Source organism: Pseudomonas sp. P1_F7 (assembly GCF_056405655.1).
Genome location: NZ_JBFUBR010000005.1, coordinates 539906 through 566885 on the forward strand (window position 1 = coordinate 539906; position 26980 = coordinate 566885).

Genomic DNA, 26980 nt, shown 5'->3' on the forward strand with positions numbered 1-26980 from the left:
CCCTGAAACCCACAGGGGTTGGTGGTGTACTTACTTCCTGCGCAAACGCATCAATTCCGGCAAGCCGATCTTGAGCAACCGCGCCGTCCGGCTCTTCGCCAGCGCCTCGATGCCCTCATGCTCGGTCAGGCGCGCCATCTGCGCCGCCATGTTCATCACCAGCGCTTCGCGGGAGTAAACCCCGCCACCGAGCTGGTAGGCCGCCGCAATCAGCTCCCGCAACTCCAGTGGCAGACGCCAGCGCGTGCGCAGGGCCGAACCATAGGCCGCGCCAAATTCAACCAGCGCTTCGCCCACTTCCTCCTGCTCATCCAGTTCACCACCGGCCTGTTTCCACTCCTGCAAACAGCGCAGCAACGCCAGATCGCCGAGACGATGCAACATGCCGGCGCAATAGCAGCGCTCCTGATCCAGATCGAGCAACCGCGCCAGGGTTCGCGCGTATTCAGCGGTGTGCAGTGACAGATCCCAGTAACGCTCGGCATAGTCGGCCAATTGCGGATCGCTGAGCCGTGCACTGCGCTTGAGCGCCAGCCCGAGAATCAGGTTCATGCTCTGCCCGGTGCCCAGCCGATGCAGCGCCTGGGACAGAGTTTGCACAGCGGCGCCGTGGTGCTGGGCCGCGCTGTTGGCAGCGGCGATCAGCACGGCCGTGACCTGCGGATCGGTGCGGATTTCGCCTTCCAGAACCGTCAGGTCGAGGCCATTGGGATTGAGGCTGCGCTTGACCGCCACTTGCACATCGGTCATCAGCGGCGCGCCGTCGGCCAATTCCCGGCGACGCTCCAGAAACACCGACAACGTCATGCCCGGAGCCAGCGACGGCACTTCGCACGAGACTTCTTCGCCAGCATTCAGCAGCAACCCCTGCAACCGATGGGTCAGGCTTTCCATATTCAGGGGCTTGGTCAAGTAAGCGGTCGGCACCAGCGGCAAGGCCTCACGCACGCTGGCACTGTCGTTGCGACTGCTCATCAGAATGAACGGCAGCGGCGGATTGCGTTTGCGCTGTCGTATGTTGCGCAGGACATTCAGGCCATCGACGCCGGGCAACTCCCAGTCGGCGATCACCAGGTCATAGGGGGTGGCAGCCAACAGCTCCAACGCTTGCTGACCATCGGCGCACAAATCCAGCCGCGCATCGCAGCGTACGTTCAACAACACTTCCTTGAGCAGATCCCGGGACCAGGGGTCAGCCTCGGCGATCAGGACTCTCGGAACCGCGGGTAAAATGACAGTTGTCATACAGCTCTCCCTGGCAATGCAGGAACCTTAGCCAATGCTGGCCATTCGATACAGCGCTAATGCGCGGGATACGTTTCAAGAGGCATGAAAAAACCCGCCGAAGCGGGTTTTTTGTGGATCAGGTCACACTGGGGATCACAGCTCGGAGAAGCACTCTTCGATGATCGCCAGGCCTTTGTCCAGTTGCTCGTCCGGCGAGGTCAGCGGTACCAGGACGCGCAGAACGTTGCCGTAAGTGCCGCAGGACAGCAGGATCAGGCCCTTGTCGCGAGCCTTGGCCACAACGGACGCCACGGCTGCAGCGTTCGGCTTGTGGCTGTCGCCGTTTTCGAACAGCTCGACCGCGATCATCGCGCCCAGGGCACGGACTTCACCGATCACCGGGTACTTGGCCTGGATGGCCTTCAGGCCGGTTACCAGACGCTCGCCAACAGCCTTGCAACGATCCAGCAGGTGCTCTTCTTCGAACACTTCCATCACGGCCAGGGCCGCGGCGCAAGCGATCGGGCTACCGGCGTAGGTGCCGCCCAGGCCGCCTGGAGCGATGGCGTCCATGTATTCGGCCTTGCCGCACACACCGGCCAGCGGGAAGCCGCCAGCGATGGATTTGGCGAAGGTGGTCAGGTCGGCAGCAACGCCCATCTGTTCCATGGCGAAGAAAGTACCGGTACGGCCAGCGCCAGTCTGTACTTCGTCAGCGATCAGCAGGATGCCGTGCTGGTCGCACAGGGCACGCAGACGCTTCATGAACTCTTTAGGCGCGACGTAGAAACCGCCTTCGCCCTGAACCGGCTCGATGATGATCGCGGCGATGTCTTTCGGCTCGGCGTCGTTCTTGAAGATGCGTTCGATGGAAGCGATCGAGTCGTCGATGCTCACGCCGTGCAGTTCGTTCGGGTACAGCGCGCGGAAGATGCCGCCTGGCATCAGGCCCATGCCGGCCGAGTAAGGCACGACTTTACCGGTCAGGCCCAGGGTCATCATGGTGCGACCGTGGTAAGCGCCGGTGAACGCGATCACACCGGCACGGCCAGTGGCGGCACGGGCGATCTTGATCGAGTTTTCCACAGCTTCGGAGCCGGTGGTCACCAGCAGGGTTTTCTTGTCGAAATCACCTGGGACCTTGGCGTTGATTTTTTCGCACACTTCCACGTACGGCTCGTAGGCCAGTACCTGGAAGCAGGTGTGGGTGAGCTTGTTCAGCTGCTCGGTCACGGCGGCGATGACTTTCGGGTGCACGTGGCCGGTGTTCAGTACGGCGATACCGCCGGCGAAGTCGATGAATTCACGACCTTCAACGTCGGTTACGGTCGCGTTCTTCGCGGAATCGGCGAAGATCGGGTGAATCTGGCCAACACCACGTGGAACAGCAGCGGTACGGCGGGCCATCAAAGAAGCGTTAGTCTTGCTCATACATTCCTCATTCACCGCTCATCGGGCGGCGTGGTTCAAGGATAAAGCGACGGGGAGCAACGGCGGCAGCATGCGATGATCGACTGCCACGGCGTTCCCGGTCACCGAGAAAATTCCGGTTTGAAGCGGCGCAAAGGGACAGCGCTCTCGTGCCCTTTGCGCTTGAAGCAATGCCGTGCCGGGCTTAGATGCCCAGGCAGAGGTATTTGATTTCCAGGTAATCTTCGATGCCGTACTTGGAGCCTTCACGGCCCAGGCCCGAGGCCTTGATGCCGCCGAACGGCGCGACTTCGTTGGAGATCAACCCGGTGTTGACGCCGACCATGCCGTATTCCAGGGCTTCAGCCACACGGAACACACGGCCCAGGTCGCGAGCATAGAAGTACGAGGCCAGACCAAACTCGGTGTCGTTGGACATCGCGATCACGTCGGCTTCGTCTTTGAAGCGGAACAGCGGAGCCAGTGGGCCGAAAGTTTCTTCCTTGGCCACGGCAGCGTTGTTCGGCACGTTGGTCAGGATGGTCGGCTCGAAGAAGTTGCCTTCCATCGACTTACCGCCGGACAGCACGGTCGCGCCTTTGGCAACGGCGTCGGCAATGTGCTCTTGCACCTTGGCCACGGCTTTTTCGTCGATCAGCGGGCCAGTGGTGGTGCCGACTTCCAGACCGTTACCGATCTTGAGCTTGGCCACAGCGGCCTTGAGCTTCTCGGCGAACGCGTCGTAGACCGAATCCTGAATGTACAGGCGGTTGGCGCAGACGCAGGTCTGACCGTTGTTGCGATACTTGGAAATGATCGCGCCTTCGACGGCCTTATCCAGGTCCGCGTCGTCGAACACGATGAACGGCGCGTTGCCGCCCAGTTCCAGGGACACTTTCTTGATGTCCTTGGCGCATTCCGACATCAGTTGACGTCCGATTTCGGTCGAACCGGTGAAAGACAGCTTGCGCACGATCGGGTTGCTGGTCAGTTCGCTGCCGATGTCGCCGGCGCTGCCGGAAACCACGCTGAACACGCCAGCCGGGATACCGGCACGCTGGGCCAGTTCAGCCAGGGCGAAGGCGGAGAACGGAGTTTGCGAAGCAGGCTTGAGCACCATGGTGCAACCGGCGGCCAGGGCCGGGCCGGCTTTACGGGTGATCATTGCAGCCGGGAAGTTCCACGGGGTGATGGCAGCGGTCACGCCGATTGGCTGCTTGATCACGATCAGGCGCTTGTCTGGCTGGTGGCCCGGAATCACGTCACCGTAGATGCGCTTGGCTTCTTCGGCGAACCACTCGATGAAGGAAGCGGCATAAACGATTTCGCCCTTGGCTTCGGCCAATGGCTTGCCTTGCTCCAGAGTCATCAGGCGAGCCAGGTCGTCCTGGTTCTCGATGATCAGCTCGAACCAGCGACGCAGCTTGTTTGCACGTTCTTTGGCGGTCAGTGCACGCCAGGCCGGCAGCGCTTTGTCAGCAGCTTCGATCGCACGGCGGGTTTCGGCAGCGCCCATTTTCGGCACGGTGCCCAGAATTTCGCCCGTTGCCGGGTTGTTGACCTTGATCGTCTGACCATTGTCCGCATCAACCCACGCGCCATCGATGAAGGCTTGCTGGCGGAACAACTGGGTGTCTTTAAGCTGCATGTCGGCTTTCCTTAACAGCACCGCGCACGCGCGGAGCAAATTATGATTGTAGAAAGGCGCCTCAGTAGGCTGCCGTCAGGGAAATCATTCACCGGGCTGAAGCACATAAATAGCGCACTGATTGAACTCGTGCGGTTCAGCACCCAGACAAGAGCGTTTGAAATCTCAAACGAATCCTAGGATCAAAGGGGGTAAAGGACAATAGGCTGTTCGAAAAAAAGAACGAAAACGACGCTTTTGCCTATTTTTTCTGATCAACGTAGCAAACGCGCATTACAGCTTTAAAAAAAACGCAGGCGATTCAGCAGCATGGACGCCCGCAGCGCATATGAGTATCATGGCGCCCGCTGCACCAGTAGCTCAGCTGGATAGAGTACTGCCCTCCGAAGGCAGGGGTCGTGGGTTCGAATCCCGCCTGGTGCACCATACGCTGTAACGAGAAAGCCTCAGGCCTTATGGGTCTGGGGCTTTTTTGTGGGTGTTTGAAGGCTTGGTGCCTAATGATCAATGCTGTTTTTTTCAAACAGCCGGCTGATGTCTCTCGCACTGTGCAGTACGCGTTCGACCTTGATCTCGTCGTCCATCAAACAGTAGAAAATCAGATATCGGCCATGGGCAAGCATTTGCAATCCCTTGGCACAATCGTCTCTTGAAACACCCAAGTTCGGTTGTTCGATCAACCGTGTGCACTGCCTGCGTAGCTCACCCACAAACGTCCGGGCCCGTTCAGGGTTGTCTCGGGCGATAAAACGAGCGACTTGCAGCAGATCGTCCCGTGCCAATGCAGAGAAAAGCAATTGCCTCATGGACGGCTTTGCTCGGCTGCTACCTCATCAATCAGCGCATCAAGCTCGGCAAACACGGTATCGGCAGCAATGGCCGGACGCGGATCGTTGCGGCTGGCCGCAATGGCTTCACGAAGTTCGGCAGCCTGTAGCCGATCCAGCAGCTGTTGATAGGCCGTGTGCGGTAAAAGATAGGCGGCTGGGCGATTGTGGTTGAGCACGGCAACAGGCTCGGAACCCGCTTGCTCGATTACAGTGCTCGGGCTGCGCTTGAGCTCGGTGATACTGACCGAACGGCTTGCAAGTAGCTGCTCCATGACGGCTCCAAAGGTACGAAAAAAAGTACCTTATAGTGTTCCATTCCCTGCATGGGGGTCAACGAATCTCCGACCGGTGCTGTCCTGGCCCACAAAAAAACCGCCGAAGCGGTTTTTTCATTCTGTCGTCCAGTCGAACTCGTCGTACTCATCATCGTCCTCGTCGTCCTCGAAGAATTCCTCTTCAAGGTCGTCGTCTTCGACAACGTCTTCTTCCGGCTGATTCAGCAGAAAATCCTTGCGACTCTCGGTAATCGCTCGCCGCAGTTCTTCACCCTTTTGCGGGCAGTTGAGCATTTGGGCGATGCGGTCGATTTTTTTTGCCACGGCATCCTCCAACGCATCGGCTATAGCCTGATAGTGCGCGCTTTCGGGGGTGGATGCCAAATCCCCGGAATGCCGTGCACTTCAGTGTTCTGCAAATCCGCTGGGGCGATCAGCCTTAGCGGTGATAGCGCCGCACCACGCTGCTGTTTCTCAGGACGTGGCCTTTGATTTTTTCCAGCAGCTGCGTACGGGTCAGGCCGGCGGGCAAGGCGTCCGGGGTCAGGTCCAGGGCGTAGATCTGGATGATGTAGTGGTGCGCGCTGTCGCCAACGGGCGGGCAAGGGCCGATGTATCCGGTGGTTGCCTTGCTGTTGGTACCGCCGATGCCCTCAAGGCCGGGTTTGCTCCCGGCGCCGGCCGGAATCTGGTGGGTGCCGGCCTTGATGCCGTAATGCACCCACTGATCGACGCCCTGGCCCTTCTGGCCGTCAGGGTCGTGCATGACGATGGCGTAGCTTTGGGTGGCTGCCGGGCCGGCGTTCCAGTTCAATGCCGGGGAAATGTTGTGTCCACCGCAGCCGGCGGAATCACTGGCAGCGGCCGACGTGAACAGACGGTCATCGGAGACACCAGGAATGTTCAGGGTGAAGCGTTCCTGGGCCTGCGCCGGGAACTGCACGCAAAGGGCGACTGCCAAGGCCGCGAGCCAAGTGTTCATTGAGGTCAATCGGGTCATACCGGAGCACCTTGTGCGTGTTGGGCCGTCGTCGGCGTGCAAACTATAGCCGGACCGTTCGCGCCTTGGCAGGGGGGAATTGGCTGAACCTCGCGATAGGCACCAGACTCATAAGTGAAACGTCTGTCTGGAGAGCAATCATGACTCTGCATCGTGTTGCGCGTGTCGCCAATGTGCCCGAAGACCGGGGTCTGGAAGTGCAGGTCCAGGGCAGCAAGGTTCTGCTGTTGCGGGCTGGTGAGCAACTGCGCGCTTATCAGGCCGAATGCCCGCATGCCGGAGCCCCGCTGGCTGACGGAGCGGTATGTAACGGGCGCCTGACCTGTCCGTGGCACAAGGCGCAGTTCCGGATCGAGGATGGCGGGCTGTGTGAGCCGCCGGCCCTGGACAGCCTCAAACGCTATCCCCTTGAAGTCCGTGACGGCGACATCTGGGTCGGCGACCAGCCGTTGTCGGACGCCCATACGCCACCGGCCGACGATCCGCGAACCTTCATCATTGTCGGCGCTGGCGCGGCAGGCACGGCGGCAGCAGCGTGTTTGCGCGAGAAAGGTTTCGGCGGCCGGTTACTGTTGATCGACCGCGAAGCCGACGCCGGATACGACCGCACCGCGCTGAGCAAATACGTAATCGCCGGGGAGATGCCGCTGCACGAAGTCCCGCCGCTGCGTGACGAGGACTTTTACCGCGAGCAGCGGATCGAGCGCCTGCGAGGCGAAGTGGCAAGCCTGGATGCGCCGAACAGGACGCTGCGGCTGACTGATGGCCAATCACTGATATACGACGCCGCGCTGCTGGCCACCGGCGGCGTACCCAACCCGCTGACGCTGCCCGGCGCCGACCTGCCGCAGGTGTTCGTTTTACGCTCCAAAGTCCATGCGCAGCAGATTCTGGACAGCGCCAGCGCCGGCCAGCGAGTTGTGATCATCGGCGACAGTTTCATTGCCATGGAGTCCGCCTCGTCCCTGCGCCAGCTTGGCCTGCACGTGACCGTGCTGGCCCGCCACGAAGTGCCGTTTGCCAAGCAGTTCGGTGACACGGTCGGCAAGGCCATTCGCGCGCGACATGAAGCCAATGGCGTCGTGTTTCATACCCGGGGCAATGCAGTACAGATCGAAGGGACGGAAAAGGTCGAAGCCGTGCGCCTGGACAACGGCCAACGCTTGGCGGCCGATCTGGTGCTGGTCGGCATTGGCGTCACGCCAGCCACTGCTGCCTTCACCGGGCTGCCAAAAGAGCAGGATCACTCGCTGCGTGTCGACGGCGGAATGCGCGTGGCCGACGGCCTCTGGGCGGCTGGCGATATCGCCACATTCGCGCTGAACGACCAGCACTTGCGCATCGAACACTGGCGACTGGCCCAACAGCAGGCACGGATTGCCGCAGCCAATATGCTGGGCGGTGACGAGCATTACCTCGATGTGCCGTTTTTCTGGACCTGGCATTTCGGTAAAACCTACGAATACCTCGGGCACGCCGAGGCCTGGGACGAAGTCGAGTTCAAGGGCGACCCTTACGACCCGCCTTTCATAGGCCTGTTCGGAAAAAACGGTGTGGTGTCGGCAGCGGTAGCCTGCGAGATGGACCGGGCCATGGCGATGCTCGCCGAGCGGATGAAACAAGCGTTGCCATGGGAAGAAGCATGGCGCCTGATCCGTGATGTTCCCTAGGGATGCCGGACAGCAAAACGCCCGGCGCCTGCGCGATGCAGAGGCCGGGCGTTACACAGTTAACAGCCGCCGTTACTCGGTGGCGCCAGCACCCTCGAACTTGCTCATGACAAAACCGGCAAACTCTTCGACGGTCATTTTCTGGCCGTTGAAGTCCACCTGATTGTTGGCGTAATGCAAGTTGGTGACGATGTTATTGCCGTCCAGTTTTGCCAGCTGGCTGCCAACCGCCATGCTGCTGAACATGTCTGCGGTGGCAGTGGCCTGGTCGGCAATCAGCTTGGCGTCGGTCTGACCGGCGATTTGCGATTGCACGGTAAGCACATCGACCAGCATGGGCTTGGACACTTGCAGCTTGAAGTCCAGCAGCGCGATCAGCTGTCTGACCAACTGATCGGTCGGCAGATCGATGGCCTGTGGCTTGGTCAGGTCGAGCACCATATTGGCGCGGCTCTCACCGTTGGCGGTGTTGAACGACAGGTTTTCCAGAGCCACCTGCGGACCGGCCGCCAGCAGTTTTTCCAGGCTGGATTTGAGCAGTGCTTCTTCGGCTTCGGTCAGTTTCAGCTCCGGCGCCGGCAGACCGGCCGCCGTTGCTTCGGCCGCCGCCCTTTCATACGGCTGCAGTTTGCTCTGGTAAACCTGCATCAACGACAGGGTGGCCGGAATGTCGAGGTTCTTCAGGCTCATGGCCAGCGCACCGGAACCGATGGTCTTGCCGTTCAGGGACACTTCGCCGACTTTGTAATCGGCACGCCCGGAGGCGTTGCTGCCCTTTTCTTCAGTCAGGTTTTTCATCTCGAATTTCTTGAAGTCCAGCACCGACTGCTTGACACCAAAAGTCGATTTGCCGCTGGCCAGTTCAAGAACGTTCTCACCGGTGTAGAAACCGTAGGTGCTTTTTGTCAGGTTGCTGGCCAGGGTCAGGCCATTCAATTCAACCTGCACCGGCGCCTGGTCTTCGGAAACGGTGGTCACCTTCAGGCTGTCCATGTAGCCGTTGGCCTTGACCTTCTGCGCCTGGGCGCTGGCGGCGACGTCGATGCTCAAGCCGGAGAACTTCATGCTCGACTTGTCATCCAGGGCCATTTCCAGCGGCTGCAACTCGAGGGTGCCGTTGGTGGCGTTGTCATAGCCGATGTTGACCACGCCGGTCAGCGGGGCCTTGTCCTTGGCGGCGGTAAACCACTTCTCGGTGAACGAGGTCTTTTCCAGTTCGTAGTGACTGGTCGCCAAGACCGGCAGCCACTTCAGCGACATCAGCCGCGAGAACGGCAACGGGCCGTGTTCGATGTGATCGACAAACAGCAACTCGACCGCCGTTTCGCCGAACATTTCACCTTCGCCCTTGAGGCGATAGTGCGCGGTGCTGCTGAATACATGACGTTCCAGCGACACCAGTTCCAGCGACGCGGTGCCGTTGGAACCGACCATGGCCGCTTGCAGTTCCTTGTTGGCATTGGCAATCGAGGTGTTCAACACACCTTCGAGCCTGGTGCCGGTGAACCAGGCTCCGCCTGCGCTGATGGCACCGATTGCGACAACAATTCCCAGTAGCACGCCTGCTGATTTATTCATGTATGACCCGCTCAATGTCCGTTGTTGAAAGTGAGGTCGTCTTCCCTGAACCCATGACGGGTTGCGGCTCGACTGTGCTGAAAGTGGAATGGAGATTAGCACCGGGCGCGACGAACGGCTCAATGATTAAAGGTGAAAGAGTGTCTTGGGGGGGGGGCGTTCGCTGGGTTCGAAATTTTCGCTGTGCATTCAATCGCTATCGCGAGCAAGCTCGATCCCACAGGGTTCACGCCATACCTGTAGGAGCGGGCTTGCCCGCGATGGCGTCGGTACAGCCAATATCAAGATTTCAGGAGTACTGAACCTCAATCTCATCCAGCTGATGATCAAAGCTTTTGAGCCGCGCAGTCCAGGTGTACACCAGCACTTCGAAGTCGCGGTTGATCACCGCCCCGCCCGTCACTTCCGCGCGCGGGTCGCAGACGTCCAGTTGATAACGTTCGCGGGCCATGGCCGTGGCGACATCGGCCAGTTCCCGGGCATTGCTGAGCCAGTGCCGACCGTCGTCAGCCACCTGCCGGTCCAGCGCCAGGCACTGTTTTTTAAGGGTCTCGAGGCTTTTTTCCAGTGGCGTGCCGGTCAATTCGCCCATGACTTCCTGAAACGTGCGCCCCGGTTGCCAGTAACTGCCCCAGAAATAACGGTCGAACACTGTTTCGACACGACGCAATGCCACCTTGGTGTCCCAGATCAGGACCAGGGTCTTGCCTTGTTCGAGTTGTCTTTTCTTGATGCGTTGATTCTGGACCGAGGCCCAGGCCACCACCGCAACGGACATCACGGCAATCAGCGCGACGGCACTGTCGAGGAACACCAGAGCCTTGTCGATCTGGTGGGCCAGCATGATGCCGTAGAAATAGGTGGCCGACAGCAGCACTAATGCCACGATGGCGCACCAGAAGCCGAGAGCATAAGGGTTTTTCATTAATGGTTCCCCCCTGACCTGCGCGAGCCTTGTGCGAAGAAAGGGCGCTTTGCACGAGGCGCCCTTCCAACACTTCAAAGCATAGCAACGGCCTCAGGGTTTGCCGGAGTTCGACGCTTGCGTTCGTCCGCTTTCCCAACCGCCGCCCAACGCGAGGAACAAATCGATCTGGCTGGCGGCAACCTGAGTGTTGGCAGCGGCCAATTGCGCCGTGACATCCGTGTAAGTGCGAGTCGCTTGCAGGTCGGCCAGGAACGATTCGCGGCCAGCCTGGAAGAAACGGTGCGTCTGGTCGGCTGCCAGTTTTGCCGATTGCTCGGCGTCTGCCAGGGCGTCGCGACGTTGTAGCAACGCGGTGTACTGGGCAAGACCGGTCTGGGTCTCGCGAATGGCGTTGAGCACCACCCCATCGAAATGCGCCAGGGTCGCCTGGGTCACCGCTTCGGCCTCGCGGATGCGCGCCCGGGCGCCGTTGGTCGGCACATTCCAGGTCAGCGACGGACCGAAGCCCCAGCGGTTAGTGGACGGGTCGCCGAGATCGTCGAGGATACCGACGGTGCCAATGGTCGCGCCGATGCTGATGTTCGGGTACAGCTCCCCCGTGGCGACGCCGATCCCGGCCGTCGCGGCCGCCAGTCGACGCTCGGCCTGCCGTACATCGGGACGACGCTTGAGCAACGCGGCGCCATCGCCCACCGGGATCAATTGCGCGATTTTCGGCAACTCGTCGCAGGTGGCGGTGCCGGCCGGCAATTGGTCCACCGGCTTGGCCAGCAACATCGACAAGCGATACAGCCCAGCCTGACGTGCCGCTTCATAACGCGGCATGTCGGCGCGCAGGGATTTGAACTGGGTTTGCGAACGGGTGACCTGGGTTTCGTCGCCACGCCCGGCATCGCGCAGACGCTGGATCAACGTGGTGCTCTGGGCTTGCAGGTCGAGGGAATGCTGGGCGATTTCCCGCTCTTCATTGGCCGCGCACACCTGGGTGTAGGCCCGAACCACGTCGGCCACTACGGTGATGCGTGCAGTATCGGCAGCGGCCTGCGTTGCATCGGCATTGGCCTTGGCTGCTTCGATACCGCGTTGCAAGGTACCGAACAGGTCGAACTGGTACGACGCACTGATGCCGATATCGCCGATGTTGGCCACTGGCACTTTTTCCGGCAGCAGGAACGCCTGGCCGGACTCCTGCAAGCGCTGGGCGCCCATCTGCACGCCGCCGCTCCAGCCGCCCGCTGCCTCGGCTTCATCGACCTGAGCGCGAGACCGCGACAGGCTGGCCGCCGCCACGCGCAAATCGGTGTTGGAGGCCATGGCCTGCTGCACCAATTGGTCGAGTCGCGGATCCTTGTACAGCCGCCACCAATCGGCCGGCACCGGCGCAGACACCACCGTTTTACCGTCTACCGCCAGATCGCCCTGGAAGTCTGGACGATGGACAGCCGCCTCCTCGGGCAAATGATAATCCGGCCCGACCATCTGACACGCCGACAGCAGCAAACCTAATCCGGCGACCGCCAAACCCGAGGCCTTGCTCATTGCGCCGGCTCCCGTTTCTGATCGTCGATGATCGATACCGTAGCGGTGCGCCCGGCGATCATGCGGAAATCCTCCGGCACATCATCGAAGGCGATCCGCACTGGAATCCGCTGGGCCAGACGCACCCAGCTGAAGGCCGGGTTGACGTTGGGCAGCAGGTTGTTGCCGCTGGTGCGGTCGCGGTCTTCGATACCGGCCACGATGCTCTCCACATGCCCACGCAGGCGCGCATTGTCGCCGATCACCCGGATGTCGACGCTTTGGCCGATATGAATGCCGTTCAGTTTGGTTTCTTCGAAATAGCCATCGATGTGGAACGAGTTGCTGTCGACCACCGACAACACCGGACGCCCGGCGCTGACGAATTCCTGGGTCCGTGGCGCGCGGTCGTTGACGTAGCCGTCCACCGGGCTGCGGATCACCGAGCGGTCGAGGTTGAGCTGCGCGCTGTCCACCGCCACCTGGGCTTCCATCAACGCCACCTGGGCGCGGGCCACTTTCGACTGGCTTTCTTCCAGTTGCTCACCCGGTACCAGGTTGCCCAGTCCCTTGTTCCGCTTGGCCTCGCGCTGGGCCTGGGCCAGGGTTTCTTCGCGGTCGGCGACGGCCGCCTTGGCTTGGCGCAGCGCCAGTTTGAAACGGTCCTGATCGATGCTGAACAGCACCTGGCCGCGCTTGACCAGCTGGTTGTCGCGCACCTCCACTTGCTGGATCAGCCCGGAGACGTCCGGGGCGATTTGCACGATGTCGGCACGGATGTGCCCGTCACGGGTCCAGGGCGCGAACATGTAATACATCACCATGCGCCAGACCACGACAATGGCGAAGCTCACGATCAGCAGGGTCAACACCACGCGACCCAGGGTTAGAAACGGTTTTTTCATGTCATCAGGTATCGACTGAGTGAGTCCACGGCGCCAAGCAGCAGGGCGTAGAGGGCCACGTTGAACAATGCCCGGTGCCAGACCAGACGGTAAAAGTGCAGGCGCGTCAGCACCCCGTGCACCAACAGGTACAACACATACGTAATGCCCATCAGCACCAGCAGCGTGGGCAGGAACACCCCGCTCAGATCCAGGTCACCGATCATAAAGGCGCTCCATCAATGCCATGGGGAAGCGGTTCTTCGGGCTCGGCGGCACCGACGAATTCGACGCCGGGCAACAGTGCCAGGCGCAGGCCGCTCAGCGCGTGCAGCAGATGCCGACGGGTTTCATCGTCGCCGGCACCGCTGAGGGCACGACGCGTGCGGTCGAGGGTCATCAGCAACGGGCTCGGTGCCTGCAAGCGCTCACCGGCCTTGAGACAGGCCTTGAAGTACTCGCCAACCTCGGCCACCACCTGGCGCAGCAGCACCTGCGGCACACCAAGGACCCGCGGCGTATAAGCGAGCAAGTCCAACAGATTCAGCGCCACTCGCACTTCCCGCAGCGCCACGCCGGAGTCCTGGCCGGTCATGGCCAGGCGCGGCAGATGCTGCATCAGCCGATCGAGCATCCGTATGCCCAGAAGTCGATGCTCGGACAACGTGGCCGGCTCGGAGAGGCCGACAATGTCACGCCAGCTGAATCGGGTCAGGCGCTTGGCTGCCAGTTCGGCACCGAACGGCCGGGCAATCAGGGTCCAGATGAACGCGAACAGCAACCCCATGGGGCCGGCCAGGTTGGAGTTGGCAAAACTGAGGAAGTCCGCGTCGTAAGCGCCCTGAATACTGATAAAGGACGAGGTGTTGACCAGGGTCAGCAGCATGCCCAGGTAAAACTGCGGCTTGACCGTCAGGGTGCCGACGCAAATGAACGGCACCGCAAACGCCAGCACCAGCATCGGAAAGTCATGCAGGTTGGGCAGCACCAGAAACAGATAAAGGCTGGCGAACACCACCGACATCGCTGTCCAGAAAAAGAACCGGTAAATCTGCGGCGCCGGGTCGTCCATCGAGGCAAAGAAGCTGCACGCCACCGCCGCCAGGATCACTGCGCTGCCGCCATCGGTCCAGCCGAGCAGAATCCACAACACCGAAGCGACGATAATCGCGGTGACGGTGGACGCCGCGGAATAAAACATCAGGCCACGATCCAGGAACGGGGATAGCCGTCCCAGGCGCCAGTGCCGATACACCGCGCGCCAGTTGTCCTGGCTTTCGCACTGGATGGCGTATTGCAGGCTGCGGCAGTCCTGCCACAAATCGATCCACTCGCCGAGGCGGTAAATGGCGTTGGAGAACAGCAGTTGCTTGCGATCGTCCAGCGCTTCGGGAGCAGGTTGCAGGGCCTCAAGTTGATCCTTCAGGGCTTGCCAGCGGTCGAGGTCGGCATCCTTGTGCCCGAGCCATTCGGTGGTGGCGGCCAGCAAGGGCGCGAACTTGTCCACAAGCTCGGGGGTGCGCCGTTCCAGGGCGTAAAGCGCGTCGTCGAGGGCATCGATCACTGGCAGCAGGTGAATCATCCGTCCGCGCAACTCCTTAGTGTTGCGCACTGTCTGCGGACGCGAGCCTTCGTGGGGCAACTGACCGATCATCAACTCCAGGGAGTTGAACGTGGCGACCATCGATGCACGCAACACGCTGACTTCTTCAGGCTGCACGTTGCGGCTGAGGAAGCGCAGGCTGTAGGTCGATGCATCGGTAAACCATTTGCTCACCGAATCATTGAACACCGGCGCCAGGCGCCGGGGCCAGAACATCGCACCGACCACCGCCGCCACCGCGATGCCGAGAAAGATTTCTTCGGTCCGCGCTTCGGCCACGTCCCACACCCCCAGCGGGTTGTTCACCACCGGCAGGGCGATCAACGGCAAGGTGTAACCGGCGAGCATCAAGGCGTAGTTGTTCGCAGTGCGCAAATGCAGGGACAGGAACAGCAGCGTGCCGGTCCACAGCGCAATCACCACCACGAGCACGTAGGGGCTCTGCACGAACATCGGCACGAACAGAACGGCGGCAGCTGCGCCGATAAAGGTGCCGATTGCCCGGTACAGCGCCTTGGAACTGGTAGGGCCGAGAAACGGGCTGGAAACGATGTACACCGTGGCCATCGCCCAGTACGGACGGGGCATTTGCATGAGCAAGGCGATGTACAGCGCGATCATCGATGCGGCGAAGGTGCGGACTCCATAGAACCAGTCCCGCGCCGGGGGCATGCCAGCGAAAAATCCGTTCAAGAGTTGGCCACCGATGGCGGCGTGGCCGCTTCAAATGCTCTCAGTACCCGCAGCGTTGCCTCCAGATCACCCTGGTCAATGCCTTCAAGTACTTCGTGGCGCAAGCGCACCAGCTCCACTTCGACCGCCTGTACCAGCTCACGACCGGTTTCGGTCAGGCTCAAGCATTTGGCGCGGCGATCCTGTGCGTCTTCGGTCCGGCAGACGTAACCGGCATGGCACAACTGATCGAGCAGGCGCACCAGCGAAGGACTTTCCATGCCCGCCGCCTGCGCCACTGTCACCTGGCGCACGCCCTCACCCAGACGCCCGATCATCAACAGCGGAACGGCGCAGGCTTCGGAGATTCCATAGTTGACCAGCGTGGTCTGGCAGATTTTTCGCCAATGCCTGGCGGCCACCACCATGGCACTGCTGATGTTCATCTGGAGAACGTCGAGGTTATTCGGCACGAGGGAAAATACACACTGTTAGTTTGCTAACTATCAATATTGCATTGGAGGGGATTTTCCGTCAAGTTTTGAAACAAATTGGCTTCCATCCGTCGCGAAGCCACATGGGGTGAACCAGCCACCATACTGAAGATGTATATACTTCGTCAGCATTACAATTGAGAAGGCAGCCATGTCGAAACAAGCCGTTTTTACAATGAAACTTGAGTCTGAATTGCGTGAACAGTTCATGGCAGAGGCAGAAGCCGCTCATCGCCCCGCCTCGCAGATCGTCCGGGAAATGATGCGTCAGTTTGTTCAAACCCAACGGGAGTCTCGCGAGTACGAAGCATTCCTGCAGCGCAAGGTCGACACCGCACGCGCTTCGATGCGCGCCGGCGACGGGCTGACAAATGATGAAATCGAGGCAGAGTTCGCTGCCAGGCGCAGGCGGGCCGAGCTACAAGAATGAAAATAATATGGACGAAAGAAGCAGCACAGGACCGTGCAGACATTTGGGATTACCTGCATGCCGTTAACCCGAAAGCAGCCATCGACATGGACAACCGGTTCAGCGATGCGCTATCCCGGCTTGCCCAATACCCGGAAAGCGGCCCTGCCGGGATCATTTCAGGCACTCGCGAGCTGATTCCACATCAGAGTTACCGCATTGTTTATGAACAGGGACTAGACGCCATCTGGATACTCGCCCTAGTCCATACATCCCGACAGTGGCCGCCCGGACGATGACGATTCACACCCCCCGCCCCTTCCTCAACATCACATCCAGTTGATCCACCACCTCCGCCCAATCCGCGTCATCGAGTATCTCCTCACGCAGAAGCTCCGCCTGACTCGGGCTCCAGAAAAATGCATCCGCAAGGTGCAGTTCCGGCTTGAGCGGTGAATGGGTAGCGATGAATTTATCGATGCTTTCGGCGTCGTCCGGCAGGCCGAGTTGTTTGAACAGCGAAGGAAGGTTGTGGGTTGGGTTTTCCATGTCTGGCTCCTGTGAACCGATTAAGGGACCGCTACGCGGTCATCGCGGGCAAGCCCGCGATGACGTCAGCATTGACGAAGCAAAACTCAATGACTCAACTCCCGCACCTCGGCATGCGGCACCATTTTCAGAAACTCGGGCACGTCCATGCGCACCAGGTTGACGTGGTTGCCGGCCTCCAGATAGATGTCTTTCTGCCGGGTCAGTAGCGGATCGATGATCACCTCCAACCCATAGGACTCACCCAGCGCCGGTACGGCACCGCGTTCGCAATCATCGAACAGGTGCGCCAGGTTGCTTTCGCGGGACACCTGCCACTCACCGCTGCTGCGGACTTTGCTCAGGTCAAGGTGACGGCTGGCTGGCAGCACGGCCATCAGGTAATGCCCATGGTGATCGTCGAGGATCACCGATTTGGCCACCCGTTCGGCAGGAATACCTGCGACCCGCGCCGTTTCTAGGCTGCTGGCCGAGTGTGGGTGGCTGACGATGTCATATTCGCATTGAGCCTTTTCCAGGCTTCGCTGCACGGTTCTTGCCATACGCATGATGCACCTCGGTGTCCGCAACAACCGCTGGCGGACGCTGGTTAACAACTCTTTCGGTACTGAAAGTCTAGGCCCGCTGGCGCGTTCCGGCGGGAAATCCGCCCATCGGACGTCGTCTACAGTTGAGCAAAATTCATACAACCCTCCGGTCAACTAAACTGTCTACAGAGCCACCCCAAGACTCTCCCGGAGGGTCAAGTGAACACGCGTTGCTGTGCAGTTGCGTTGCTGTTGGCGTTGAGCGGATCGGCCTTCGCCACCGACACGGTTGTGTTGCTGGTGCCCAACCCCATCGGGATCTGGCTGATCACCTTCGGCCTCGCGTTTCTGATCGCTGAGGCGGCACTGCCCAATTACGGTGTGATCGGCCTGGGCGGCATCGTGATGTTCGTGATCGGCGCGGTGATCCTGACCAATACCGATGTGCCCGAGCCGCTAATGATCGGCCTGGGACTGGTCAGCGCGCTGTTGCTGATCTACTTGGTATTTCACGCCCTGAAGACCCGACCGCGCCACACCGTCAGTGGTGATGCCGGGCTGCTCGGCAGCGTGACGGCGGTGACGTCATTGCAGGCCGGCAACGCCTATGGCGGCTGGATTCATCTGCAAGGAGAACGATGGCAAGTGCTCAGCGCGACGCCGCTGCAACCCGGGCAACAGGTGCGGGTGGTGGGGCGCAAGGGCTTGCTGCTGCAAGTGGCCGCGGCTGACGCGGCGCCGGGCGGAGAATAGTCATGGGTTTGCAATTGGGTCTTGTCGCGCTGCTATTGTTGATCATCGCACTGGCGGGGTCGACGTTCCGCATCCTGCGCGAATACGAGCGCGGGGTGGTGTTTCAGCTCGGGCGCTTCTGGCAGGTCAAGGGCCCTGGCCTGATCCTGCTGATTCCGGTGGTCCAGCAAATGGTCAGGGTCGATTTGCGGACCGTGGTGCTGGACGTGCCGCCGCAAGACGTGATCACCCGCGACAACGTGTCGGTCAAGGTCAACGCGGTGCTGTATTTCCGCGTACTCGATCCGCAGAAGGCAATCATCCAGGTCGAGGATTTCCTGGCCGCCACCAGCCAATTGGCGCAAACCACCCTGCGGGCGGTGCTGGGTAAACACGAACTGGACGAACTGCTGGCCGAACGCGAACGCTTGAATCTGGACATCCAGCAAGTACTCGACGCTCAGACCGACGCCTGGGGCATCAAGGTTGCCAACGTCGAGATCAAACATGTGGACCTCAACGAATCGATGATCCGCGCCATCGCCAAGCAGGCCGAAGCCGAACGGGAACGGCGAGCCAAGGTGATCCACGCCGAAGGCGAATTGCAGGCCTCGGAAAAACTCATGCAGGCCGCCGAAATGCTTGGCCGCCAACCGGGGGCCATGCAGTTGCGCTACATGCAGACCCTGAGTTCGATTGCCGGCGACAAGAGCTCGACCATCGTCTTTCCACTGCCGATCGAGTTGCTCAAGGGCATGGCGGACTTGTCGTCGAAACCCTGAAGGTTGCGATGACGCCACTCATTGTCCGGTATTGCCGGACAGGTACAACCTCGCGGCAACACCACCAGCCTTCATCTGACGAGCGATATGCCATTGCACCGGCAACGGTGCGAACTCGTCAGGTACGTCGGCGGTGCCGATCAGCCAGATTCGCCCCGTGCCTTTGGGCAAATCGCTCAAGTGGTCCAGATACACGTCTGGCGTCGTCAAGGTACCGAAACCATAGTCGTTCGGCCGGCTCGAAGTGCTATCGGCCCGTGGCGGGGTGTACAGCAGGGGCTGGGTATTGGTGCGATTGTAGTAGACGTAACTCAAGTACCAGAGCATGTCACTGGTAACGATCCGGTCCCCCGGCTGAAAATGCACGTTGACGTCTTCCACCAGGACGTTGACCTGATCATGGACGTCCACCGTCGCGTTGTTTTTCAGGCCCACCAGTTCAACACCGACAAACAGGACCAGCACCGTCAGGGCCAGCACCCGGGAACCGGAGTACAAGCGGTCGATTGCCAATGCCGCCAACAGCGGCAGGCCAAGGGCATACGCGGTGAGGTAGCGCTCGATGAATATCGGCGAAAAAAACGACACCGCAAACACCAGCAGCATCGGGACAAAGGTGTAGACCGCGAGCAACGCGCTGCCACGGAACACACTGCGATCACGTGCCAGTGCCACCCACGCCAACACCGGCAAGGTCACCGGCAAGGCAATAAACACCAGGGGAGGCAGGGTTTCTCCGTCGTCCTGGGTCAGCAATGACCAGACCATCGACGGTAAGGAATCCAGGCTGACGGGCAGTTCCCAGCCAACATCGCCATTGGCCTTCAGTTGGTCCAGGTGCCGTAACAGGTCGACGAATCCCGGCAGCCACGGCAGATACAGCGCCACGATAGCCACATTGGCCAGCCACCAGTCACCCCGCTGGATGTGCCGCAGACGATGCCCCGGCTGCACGCGGATGATCCCCAGGTACAACCAATGGCAGAGCACGCACAGGGCCGTGAAGTAATGGGTGTAAAACGCCGCGCTCATCAGCACGACATAGATCACCAGATAGCGCCGGCGCTGCGGCTTGCGGATCCAGTACACCAGCGCAATGGTTGCCCCCAGCAACCACAGCCCCAGCAGCGAATACATTCGCACTTCCTGGCTGTAGCGCACCGCCGTGGGCAGCAGGGCCAGCAGGACGCCGGCGAAGATCGCGGCACGGCGGGTGGCGAGCCGATCGACCAGCCACACACCGAGCCCGACCGAGGCAATCCCCGGCAGGGCACTGAGGCAGCGGATCGACAATATGCCGTCGCCAAACATCGCGATCCAGCCGTGCAGCAACATGAAGTACAGCGGCGGGTGCACGTCGTAGGCGGCGTGCAACCAGATGTCAGGTAATGAATAACGGGCCAGCAGCAGGCTGGAACCCTCGTCGCCCCAAATCGCGGCAGCGGTCAGATCGTAAAAGCGCACCAGCGCGGCCAATACCAGAATCGGCACCAGCCAATGCTCTCGCGCCCAGCGGATCAACGGCTGCGCGCCCCTGGCGAAACCAGGATTGGCGTGCGGTCCCTGAGTGTCGCCCATCGGCGTTTCTCTGCGCGCCTCCATTGCCTCCCCTTGTGACGTTGAGTAAAGAGCCAGATTGTTTGCGCATCACTTTAGACCTTCAAGCCGAGCAACGTCGATGCCGACCCGGTAATGGAGCGATAGCCGGTGGCTGCACCGTCAGCGCTGCGTCGTCTGCGCCACTGGATACACCGACTCCCAACCCCCACCCAACGCCTTGTACAACCCGACGGCCGCCAGCGACACGCCGGTCGAACTCTCGACCCACTGCTCCTGCGTCGCCAGCAACGCCCCTTGCACGGTGAGTACGGTGACGAAATCCACCACGCCCTCGACGTACTGCTGTTGCGCGGTGTCCAGCGCAATACGGTTCTGAAGCACGGCTTCGGCCAGGCTGTCGCGGCGCAATTGGCTGGCGTTGTAGGCGGTCAGTTGGTCATCGATTTCATGCCAGGCGCGCAGCACGGTCTGCTGATAGGCGATAGCGGCTTCCTGTTGTTGTGCTTCACGCAACTCGAGCACGCCGCGCAAGCGGCCACCGTCGAACAACGGCAAGCTGAATTGCGGGCCGATACCGAACGAACGCGAACCCCAGGAGCCGAAATCGCTCAGCTGCATGGCCTGGGAACCGATGTTCCCCGACAGGGTGATGCGCGGATAGAAATCGCCCTTGGCCACGCCAATGCTGGCCGTGGCGGCATGCAGACGTGCTCCGGCCTGGCGAATGTCCGGCCGACGTTCAGCCAGTTGCGAGGGCAAGCCAATGGCGACCTGTCGCGGCGTTTGTGGCACCGGTGCGTCTGTGGATAACTCCGCCGCCAATGCCTGGGGCGGCTCGCCCATCAACAGGCTCAAGACGTTGATCAGTTGCCACTGGCGCTGCTCCAGTGCGGGCAGGCGTGATTCGATGGCCGCCACCTGTGCGGCGGCTTCGGCAACATCCAGATCCGTCGCGACGCCGTCGGCCAGGCGCAACTGCGAGAGCTTCAGGCTATGGCGGGCAACATCTAGATTCTGTTCGGTGACGAGCCGGGTGTTCTGCACCCCGCGCAGCTGAATGTAGTCCTGGGCGGTTTCGGCCAGCACCGACAGCAGCACACCCCGCCGGTCGTTCTCGGCGACTTCCAGGTTGGCGTCGGCCGCTTCGGTTTCCCGACGCACGCGCCCCCAGACATCCAGCTCCCAGGAGGCGGAAAAGCCGGCATCCCAAAGGTTGAAGGCCGACTGGCCGTTGTGTCCTGACGGGTCGCTCAGGCCTTCACCACTGTTACGGTTGCGTCCATAACGGCCGCTGGCGGCCGTGTTGGGATAGCGCTCGGCGGTGATGACCTGACGCACCGCACGACTTTGCTGCAAGCGGCTGCTGGCCAGCTTCAGGTCGAGGTTGTCAGTCAGGGCGCGCTGGCTCAAGGCCGAGAGTTTCGGGTCGTGGAACACTTCCCACCAGCGCTCGTTCATGGTTTCGGCGATGGCTTGGCTGGCGGCGGATTTGGCCGGCTTTGCCCATTCGGTGATTTCGGTGGCTTCGGGCTTTTGGAAATCGGGGCCGACGGTGCAGGCGCTGAGGCTAATAGCGAGCAAGGCACTCAAGGTAAGTTGCGACAGTTGGCCCCATCGCGAGCAAGCTCGCTCCCACAATGGACTTTCTGTGATGCGAAAATCTTGTACATCGCGCATAACCCTTGTGGGAGCGAGCTTGCTCGCGATGGCGTCTGCACTGTCAACACAGTCCTTCATCGCTGAGTCACCTCACGCACAGGCGCCGCATTGCTGCCGGTATCGATACTCGCCTCCACCGACATCCCCACCCGCAAGCGCTCGGCCAGCGACTGCCCCGGCTCCAGCACGATCTTCACCGGTATCCGCTGCACCACCTTGGTGAAGTTGCCGGTGGCGTTGTCCGGTTTGACCGCGGCGAACGTCACCCCGGTAGCCGGGGCAATGCTTTCGACACGACCGTTGAGTGCCGCACCGCCCAGACTGTCAACGCGCACCTGTACCGCCTGCCCCGGCTGCACATCCGTCAATTGGGTTTCCTGGAAATTGGCCATCACGTACGCCTGCGCCAGCGGCACCACCGCGAGGATTTTGCTGCCCGGGGTGACGTAGGCACCAACCCGCACCGCGCGTTCGCCGACCATGCCGTCCTGAGGCGCGACGATCCTCGTATAGGACAACTCGTAGCTGGCCATTTCCAGCTTCGCTTGCGCCCGTTTCAGCCCCCCTTCGGCTGCATCGCGCTGGGCCGTGAGGATCTCCACCTGCTTGCGCTCCGCCGCCAGTACCGCCGTGGCATTGGCCAATCGTGCCGAGGCCTGGTCGATGCGCGTTTGCGCCTGTTGCGCATTTTGCACCGTGCCGGCACCCACGCCGGCGAGGTGGTTGTAGCGGTTCAACTCATGCTCGGCAAACGCCATTTCCGCCTTGGCCGAAACCACTGAGGATTGCGCCTGGGCAATCACCGACGCCTGGCGCTCCAGGGTCGCTCGGGCGTTTTGCAATTGCGCCCTGGCCACCAGCGTTTCGGCGTCGGCGGCTTGGGCGGCTGCACGTAGATCCCGGTCATCGATCAGCGCCAGCAACTGCCCGGCCTTGACCTGCTGGTTGTCCTCGACCAGCACTTGCTTGATAAACCCGGCAACGCGCGGCACGACCAGGGTGAAATCCGCCGAGACATAAGCATCGTTGGTGTTCTGCTGGGTACGCTTGCCGAACAGGCCGGGCATCGCCAGGTACAGCAACACGCCGACGGCCAATGCGACGGCCACGGCAACCACGACTTTCCGCTTTGCTTGAGTGTTCATAAAAACCTTCTGTATCAGTGGAGCATTCAGGTCGGTGCGCGCGGCGGATAGATCCGCGTCGGCAGCCAGAAAATCAACAAGATCAAGGTCACGGCGATACCGGCCATGCACAGGTAAAGATCAGAGGAAGTGAGCACCACCGCTTGCTCATGCAGACGATGAGCGAGGCTTGCGCTGTCGTGTTCGGCCAGCGGCGAATTGCCGAGGCGGTCGACCAGCATGGTCGAGTGAAAATGCAGGCGAGACGTGGTCAACGCCTCGATCACCCCGGTGGCGATGACCGCCGACAAGCCTTTGACGGTGTTGAACCAGGCCGATGCAAACGGCCCTTCCATCGGGTTGATGCTGCCGGTGGACAGCATCAGCAGCGGCAGTACCGCCATGGGCTGACCGAAAATCTGCAGCCATTGCAGCACATAGAAATCGTCGCGAATCCACGCGGACGTCAGTTGCGAGCCGCCGACGCACGACAGCGCCAGCATGCTCAGGCCGATGCCCAATACCCAGCGGCAATCAACCCAGCGAAAGTTGCACAGCGCCGCCACCAACGGCAGTGCAATCAATTGCGGCAGCGCCGCCAGCAGCATGATCGGCGCGGTCTGCACCGGGCGATATCCCTGGACCTGCGCCAGGTAGCTGGACGGGATAATGATCACCGCCTGCAACACCACCAGCACGCCCGCCAGGGTCAGCAGGGCGAAAGACAGGTTACGGATGCCGAGCATCTGCATCTTGAAAAACGGCATCGGCTGCGACCACTCGCCGGTCAAGAACAGCACCAGCAGCAACAGCCCGCCACCGAGCAATCCGCAGATCAGGCTGGACTCGAACCAGTCCAGGCGATTGCCCTGCAGGATGCCGATCACCAGCATGCAGATGGCTGGAAAACCCAGCAGCACACCGCGCCAGTTGAAGGACTTGAAGCGCTCCAGACGCAGCGGGTCCTGGGGCAGGCCATACGCCACCGCCGCCATGGCAATCAGGCACGGCGCGATGATTTGCCAGAAGGTCCATTGCCAGCCGACATACTCGGTCCACAGCCCCGCCAATGGCGTGCCCAGGCCCGGGCCGAATGTCGCCGTCAGCGCATACCCGGCCAGGCCATACAACTTCACGTTGGCCGGCAGAAACCGCAGGGCAACAGTCATCAGCATGGGCGGCAATGCGCCGCCCGCCAGGCCTTGCAAGGTGCGCAGCAACAACAGGCTTTCGTAATTCGGAGCGAAGGGGCACAACACGCCCAACAGGGTGAACAGGCTGATGGCGCACAGGGTGAAACGCCGCAACGAGAACGTCACCGCACACCACGGCGCGAAGGCCATGGCGGCCACGGAAGTCGCGGTGTAACAGGCGACCAGCCAGGTGCCTTCGTCGTAGCCGATGGCCAACGCACCGCGGATGTCGGCGAGCGCGACCTTGGTCACCATCTCGTTCAGGCCAGACACCAGTACCGCCAGCAGCACACCCACCAGACCGATGATGATCCGCGGGCCGAAAACCTGTGGTGAAGCTGTCGGGCCGGTCGCGGCGACGGGTGCCGGGGCCGTGAGGAAAGTCATGTACAGCGCGCTCCGGAGTGGAAAGACCGAAGCATTCTAGGAAGCGTGATGCCTGACGAAAATCAACTTATTGGCAGGTTATAAGTGCGTCTGACGCAACAATACAAACCCTGTGGGAGCGAGCTTGCTCGCGATGAGGCCGGCAGCCTCAACATCTTTATTGGCTGACCTGCCGCTATCGCGAGCAAGCTCGCTCCCCGGCAGGTCGAACGAGCGCAGCTTCAGACCGAGCCGTCGCACACTCAGCAAGGCTTCCTTGGGCACCGGCAGAATCAGGTCGGAATCGGGCAAGGCAAACATCGCCGCATGAAAGCTTGGCGCGATCACCGCCACCCGTCGCTCCAGCCCCAGAGCATTGAGCGCGGTATCGATCGGCCCCCGGGCAATGCCGCGCCGGGACATGCTGATATGCGAGAACCCCGCGTAACGCTCCGCTGTGATCTCATCGTCCAACAGCGGATGATCCTCGCGCACCAGGCCAACGAAGTGGGTGGAAAACAGGTTCTGAACCTTCACTTCCGGGGTTAACGGCCGGGTGTTGCTGACGCTCAGATCGATCCGCCCTTCGCGCAACGCCTCATCATCGCCATCGCCTTCCGGGACGAAACGCAATTCGCAGTGCGGCGCCTGCCGGTCAAGAGTGTCGAACAGCTTGCCGCCGTAGACGCCGACAAAGAAGTCGTTGGCCCGAATACTGAAGCGCCGCCGCAGCGAACTCAGCTCCACCGCATCGGCGGAACGAAACAGCAACCCGGCCTGCTCCACCACACTGCGCACCTGCTCGCGCAATTCCAGCGCCTTAGGTGTCGGCACCAGACCCCGGCCGGCGCGCACCAGGATCGGATCGCCAATGGCTTCGCGGATGCGCGTCAACGTCCGGCTCATCGCCGCCGGGCTCAGGTTCATCCGCCGCGCCGCGCCCACCACACTGCCCTCGTCGAGCAAGGCATCGAGGGCGACCAACAGGTTCATGTCCGGGAGTTGCATTGTGAGCACTCGTGTCTGATCAGGACTGATTCAAGTGCAATGCTAGCAAACAAACTTCCGAATCATGTGTTGCTAGCACCGACCTCTTCGCGAGCAGGCTCGCTCCTACAAGGGATCTGAGGAGATTGCAAAATTTGCGTACGACAAAGGCCCCATGTAGGAGCGAGCCTGAACTGGTCAAGTAATCTTGGACACCCGTTAAGGTTTACGCCGCCAGTCTCTCCTTCGCGACTGGCGACCGGTAGTCGTTGTAGCTGTGAGGCCTGCTGATGTTGTAGCGCGAGACATAGCGCTGCACATCTGCTCGGGCCTCATGTCACTCCCCTTTACGGCTCATGCTTTGTCGGAGCCCATGTTTCAGCAGCTCGTTTCGGAATTTATGACTGGTGTACTGACAACCTTGGTCAGAATGAAACAGCACATCTTGGGGGCGGCCGCGTAGCTCAATCGCCATGCGTAGCGCTTCGCAGGCCAGGTTGGCATCGGAGATCATCGAGAACGACCAGCCCACGACCCTACGAGCGTATAAATCCAGGACCGCAGCGAAATACAGCCACCGCTTGCCGACCTTGATGTAGGTCACGTCGCCACACCACACCTGATTAACCGCCGTCACATCAAACTTGCGCTTGAGCACGTGCGGTGCCACCAAGGCCTCCACGCCCGGCGACTTGTACTTATGGCGCCTGCGCTGACAACTGGCGATGCCAGCTTCACGCATCAAACTGCGAGCCATGTACCGCCCGACACGATGCCCCCTGGCTTGCAGTTCCTTGGCCAAGGTGCGTGCCCCCGCCGACTCTCTCGACGCTTTGTGATGCTTGACCAGCACGGCTTTGAGCTTCTCCCGCTCAGGATTCGCCCTGCCTTGGCGCTGGCGCCAGGCGTAGAAGCTGCTGCGGTTGACTCCGAACGCCCGACAACATTTGTTAACGCCGTACTGCTCGTCCAGCTCATCGATCAGCGCGAATGATCTTTGGCGTCCAAAAGCAGGAGAGCACTGGCCTTTTTTAGGATTTCGATGTCCAGGTCTTTCTCCCTGAGCAGGGCTTTGAGCCTCTGGATCTCTCGTTGATCAGCGGTAATCGCCTTGGCCCCCACTGGGGTTGAGCCCAAGCGTTCGTGACGAACCTGATCAACCCAACGGCGCAAAGCCGTTGGGCCGATATCCAGACTGGCACAGACCTCAGGCACCGACTGCCCCTCGTCCAGTACCATGCTGGCAGCCTTGAGTTTGAACTCACTCGAATAAGATTTACGCATAACCCAACACCTCAGATTTGGGCGCCATCATAGCGCCCGATTGAAGTGTCCAAAATCATTAGGCCAGTTCA

28 protein-coding genes and 1 tRNA gene are annotated in these 26980 nt (G+C 60.9%); 6 read left to right on the forward strand and 23 right to left on the reverse strand.

Annotated features, from left to right (window positions below; all coding sequences use genetic code 11):
• Positions 1-30: 30 nt before the first annotated feature.
• From AC1D1M_RS10860 to gabD, 3 genes are all read right to left on the reverse strand, one after another.
• Positions 31-1245, reverse strand: a complete 1215-nt coding sequence (locus AC1D1M_RS10860; protein ID WP_477775632.1) for an HDOD domain-containing protein — start codon at positions 1243-1245, stop codon at positions 31-33.
• A 135-nt stretch (positions 1246-1380) separates the two neighbouring features.
• Positions 1381-2658, reverse strand: coding sequence for a 4-aminobutyrate--2-oxoglutarate transaminase (gabT, locus tag AC1D1M_RS10865; protein WP_007994487.1), 1278 nt, complete (start codon positions 2656-2658; stop codon positions 1381-1383).
• Between the two features lie 184 nt (positions 2659-2842).
• Positions 2843-4285 carry an NADP-dependent succinate-semialdehyde dehydrogenase gene (gene gabD / locus AC1D1M_RS10870; protein WP_414876931.1) on the reverse strand — a complete coding sequence of 481 codons (1443 nt, stop codon included), beginning with the start codon at positions 4283-4285 and terminating at the stop codon, positions 2843-2845.
• Positions 4286-4634: 349 nt separating this feature from the next.
• Between gabD and AC1D1M_RS10875 the strand changes: the two genes are divergently transcribed.
• A tRNA-Arg gene (locus AC1D1M_RS10875) sits at positions 4635-4711 on the forward strand.
• 71 nt (positions 4712-4782) lie between these two features.
• On the opposite strand, the gene AC1D1M_RS10880 is transcribed toward AC1D1M_RS10875, so the two are convergent.
• The 4 genes from AC1D1M_RS10880 to AC1D1M_RS10895 all read right to left on the reverse strand — a co-directional run bounded on the left by AC1D1M_RS10880 (position 4783) and on the right by AC1D1M_RS10895 (position 6390).
• Positions 4783-5091 (reverse strand): type II toxin-antitoxin system RelE/ParE family toxin, encoded by a 309-nt coding sequence (locus AC1D1M_RS10880; RefSeq protein WP_477775633.1) that lies wholly within the window; start codon positions 5089-5091, stop codon positions 4783-4785.
• Positions 5088-5387 (reverse strand): type II toxin-antitoxin system prevent-host-death family antitoxin, encoded by a 300-nt coding sequence (locus AC1D1M_RS10885; protein ID WP_477775634.1) that lies wholly within the window; start codon positions 5385-5387, stop codon positions 5088-5090. Before AC1D1M_RS10885 ends, AC1D1M_RS10880 begins: the two co-directional genes overlap by 4 nt.
• A 117-nt stretch (positions 5388-5504) precedes the next feature.
• Positions 5505-5774, reverse strand: a complete 270-nt coding sequence (locus AC1D1M_RS10890) for a hypothetical protein (protein WP_223444253.1) — start codon at positions 5772-5774, stop codon at positions 5505-5507.
• Positions 5775-5829: 55 nt separating this feature from the next.
• The gene (locus AC1D1M_RS10895) at positions 5830-6390 is read right to left on the reverse strand and encodes a YbhB/YbcL family Raf kinase inhibitor-like protein (RefSeq protein ID WP_477775635.1); all 561 of its coding nucleotides are present in this window, start codon (positions 6388-6390) and stop codon (positions 5830-5832) included.
• Positions 6391-6530: 140 nt separating this feature from the next.
• Between AC1D1M_RS10895 and AC1D1M_RS10900 the strand changes: the two genes are divergently transcribed.
• The gene (locus AC1D1M_RS10900) at positions 6531-8060 is read left to right on the forward strand and encodes an FAD-dependent oxidoreductase (protein WP_477775636.1); all 1530 of its coding nucleotides are present in this window, start codon (positions 6531-6533) and stop codon (positions 8058-8060) included.
• Positions 8061-8132: 72 nt separating this feature from the next.
• Here AC1D1M_RS10900 and AC1D1M_RS10905 read toward each other — a convergent pair whose 3' ends face one another.
• The 7 genes from AC1D1M_RS10905 to AC1D1M_RS10935 form a co-directional block, all read right to left on the reverse strand.
• Positions 8133-9638: a YdgA family protein gene (locus tag AC1D1M_RS10905; protein WP_477775637.1), complete on the reverse strand. Its 1506-nt coding sequence runs from the start codon at positions 9636-9638 to the stop codon at positions 8133-8135.
• A 289-nt stretch (positions 9639-9927) separates the two neighbouring features.
• The gene (locus AC1D1M_RS10910) at positions 9928-10563 is read right to left on the reverse strand and encodes an NADH:ubiquinone oxidoreductase subunit N (protein WP_477775638.1); all 636 of its coding nucleotides are present in this window, start codon (positions 10561-10563) and stop codon (positions 9928-9930) included.
• Between the two features lie 93 nt (positions 10564-10656).
• Positions 10657-12105 (reverse strand): efflux transporter outer membrane subunit, encoded by a 1449-nt coding sequence (locus AC1D1M_RS10915; protein ID WP_477775639.1) that lies wholly within the window; start codon positions 12103-12105, stop codon positions 10657-10659.
• On the reverse strand, positions 12102-12989 hold the full coding sequence (locus AC1D1M_RS10920) for an efflux RND transporter periplasmic adaptor subunit (RefSeq protein WP_477775640.1): 888 nt from the start codon (positions 12987-12989) through the stop codon (positions 12102-12104). Before AC1D1M_RS10920 ends, AC1D1M_RS10915 begins: the two co-directional genes overlap by 4 nt.
• Positions 12986-13195: a DUF1656 domain-containing protein gene (locus AC1D1M_RS10925; protein WP_007987399.1), complete on the reverse strand. Its 210-nt coding sequence runs from the start codon at positions 13193-13195 to the stop codon at positions 12986-12988. Before AC1D1M_RS10925 ends, AC1D1M_RS10920 begins: the two co-directional genes overlap by 4 nt.
• Positions 13192-15264, reverse strand: coding sequence for an FUSC family protein (locus AC1D1M_RS10930; RefSeq protein ID WP_477775641.1), 2073 nt, complete (start codon positions 15262-15264; stop codon positions 13192-13194). Before AC1D1M_RS10930 ends, AC1D1M_RS10925 begins: the two co-directional genes overlap by 4 nt.
• Positions 15261-15689 (reverse strand): MarR family winged helix-turn-helix transcriptional regulator, encoded by a 429-nt coding sequence (locus AC1D1M_RS10935; protein WP_223463244.1) that lies wholly within the window; start codon positions 15687-15689, stop codon positions 15261-15263. Before AC1D1M_RS10935 ends, AC1D1M_RS10930 begins: the two co-directional genes overlap by 4 nt.
• Positions 15690-15888: 199 nt before the next feature.
• Here AC1D1M_RS10935 and AC1D1M_RS10940 point away from each other — a divergent pair, with 199 nt between their 5' ends.
• Both AC1D1M_RS10940 and AC1D1M_RS10945 read left to right on the forward strand, forming a co-directional pair.
• On the forward strand, positions 15889-16167 hold the full coding sequence (locus AC1D1M_RS10940; RefSeq protein ID WP_095945025.1) for an antitoxin of toxin-antitoxin stability system: 279 nt from the start codon (positions 15889-15891) through the stop codon (positions 16165-16167).
• A complete protein-coding gene (locus AC1D1M_RS10945; protein ID WP_095945026.1) occupies positions 16164-16445 on the forward strand; it encodes a type II toxin-antitoxin system RelE/ParE family toxin in 282 nt (93 codons plus the stop codon). The genes AC1D1M_RS10940 and AC1D1M_RS10945 overlap by 4 nt, the downstream gene beginning before the upstream one ends.
• 4 nt (positions 16446-16449) lie before the next feature.
• Here AC1D1M_RS10945 and AC1D1M_RS10950 read toward each other — a convergent pair whose 3' ends face one another.
• Both AC1D1M_RS10950 and AC1D1M_RS10955 read right to left on the reverse strand, forming a co-directional pair.
• A complete protein-coding gene (locus tag AC1D1M_RS10950) occupies positions 16450-16695 on the reverse strand; it encodes a DUF2789 domain-containing protein (RefSeq protein WP_046040688.1) in 246 nt (81 codons plus the stop codon).
• Positions 16696-16781: 86 nt separating this feature from the next.
• Positions 16782-17243 carry an aminoacyl-tRNA deacylase gene (locus AC1D1M_RS10955; protein ID WP_477775642.1) on the reverse strand — a complete coding sequence of 154 codons (462 nt, stop codon included), beginning with the start codon at positions 17241-17243 and terminating at the stop codon, positions 16782-16784.
• A gap of 198 nt (positions 17244-17441) precedes the next feature.
• Between AC1D1M_RS10955 and AC1D1M_RS10960 the strand changes: the two genes are divergently transcribed.
• Together AC1D1M_RS10960 and AC1D1M_RS10965 are read left to right on the forward strand one after the other, a co-directional pair.
• Positions 17442-17975 (forward strand): NfeD family protein, encoded by a 534-nt coding sequence (locus tag AC1D1M_RS10960; protein ID WP_477775643.1) that lies wholly within the window; start codon positions 17442-17444, stop codon positions 17973-17975.
• Between the two features lie 2 nt (positions 17976-17977).
• Complete coding sequence (locus AC1D1M_RS10965) at positions 17978-18736, forward strand: slipin family protein (RefSeq protein WP_008049942.1); 759 nt, start codon at positions 17978-17980, stop codon at positions 18734-18736.
• A gap of 18 nt (positions 18737-18754) precedes the next feature.
• On the opposite strand, the gene AC1D1M_RS10970 is transcribed toward AC1D1M_RS10965, so the two are convergent.
• The 7 genes from AC1D1M_RS10970 to AC1D1M_RS11000 form a co-directional block, all read right to left on the reverse strand.
• Positions 18755-20338, reverse strand: coding sequence for a glycosyltransferase family 39 protein (locus AC1D1M_RS10970; protein WP_477775644.1), 1584 nt, complete (start codon positions 20336-20338; stop codon positions 18755-18757).
• 117 nt (positions 20339-20455) lie between these two features.
• Positions 20456-22033: an efflux transporter outer membrane subunit gene (locus AC1D1M_RS10975; protein WP_477775645.1), complete on the reverse strand. Its 1578-nt coding sequence runs from the start codon at positions 22031-22033 to the stop codon at positions 20456-20458.
• Complete coding sequence (locus AC1D1M_RS10980; protein ID WP_477775646.1) at positions 22030-23100, reverse strand: HlyD family secretion protein; 1071 nt, start codon at positions 23098-23100, stop codon at positions 22030-22032. Before AC1D1M_RS10980 ends, AC1D1M_RS10975 begins: the two co-directional genes overlap by 4 nt.
• A 26-nt stretch (positions 23101-23126) precedes the next feature.
• Complete coding sequence (locus AC1D1M_RS10985; protein WP_477775647.1) at positions 23127-24659, reverse strand: MFS transporter; 1533 nt, start codon at positions 24657-24659, stop codon at positions 23127-23129.
• Positions 24660-24737: 78 nt separating this feature from the next.
• Complete coding sequence (locus tag AC1D1M_RS10990) at positions 24738-25646, reverse strand: LysR family transcriptional regulator (RefSeq protein ID WP_477775648.1); 909 nt, start codon at positions 25644-25646, stop codon at positions 24738-24740.
• A gap of 316 nt (positions 25647-25962) precedes the next feature.
• Complete coding sequence (locus tag AC1D1M_RS10995) at positions 25963-26610, reverse strand: IS3 family transposase (protein ID WP_477775656.1); 648 nt, start codon at positions 26608-26610, stop codon at positions 25963-25965.
• Complete coding sequence (locus AC1D1M_RS11000; protein WP_477775649.1) at positions 26607-26909, reverse strand: transposase; 303 nt, start codon at positions 26907-26909, stop codon at positions 26607-26609. Before AC1D1M_RS11000 ends, AC1D1M_RS10995 begins: the two co-directional genes overlap by 4 nt.
• Positions 26910-26980 lie beyond the last annotated feature (71 nt).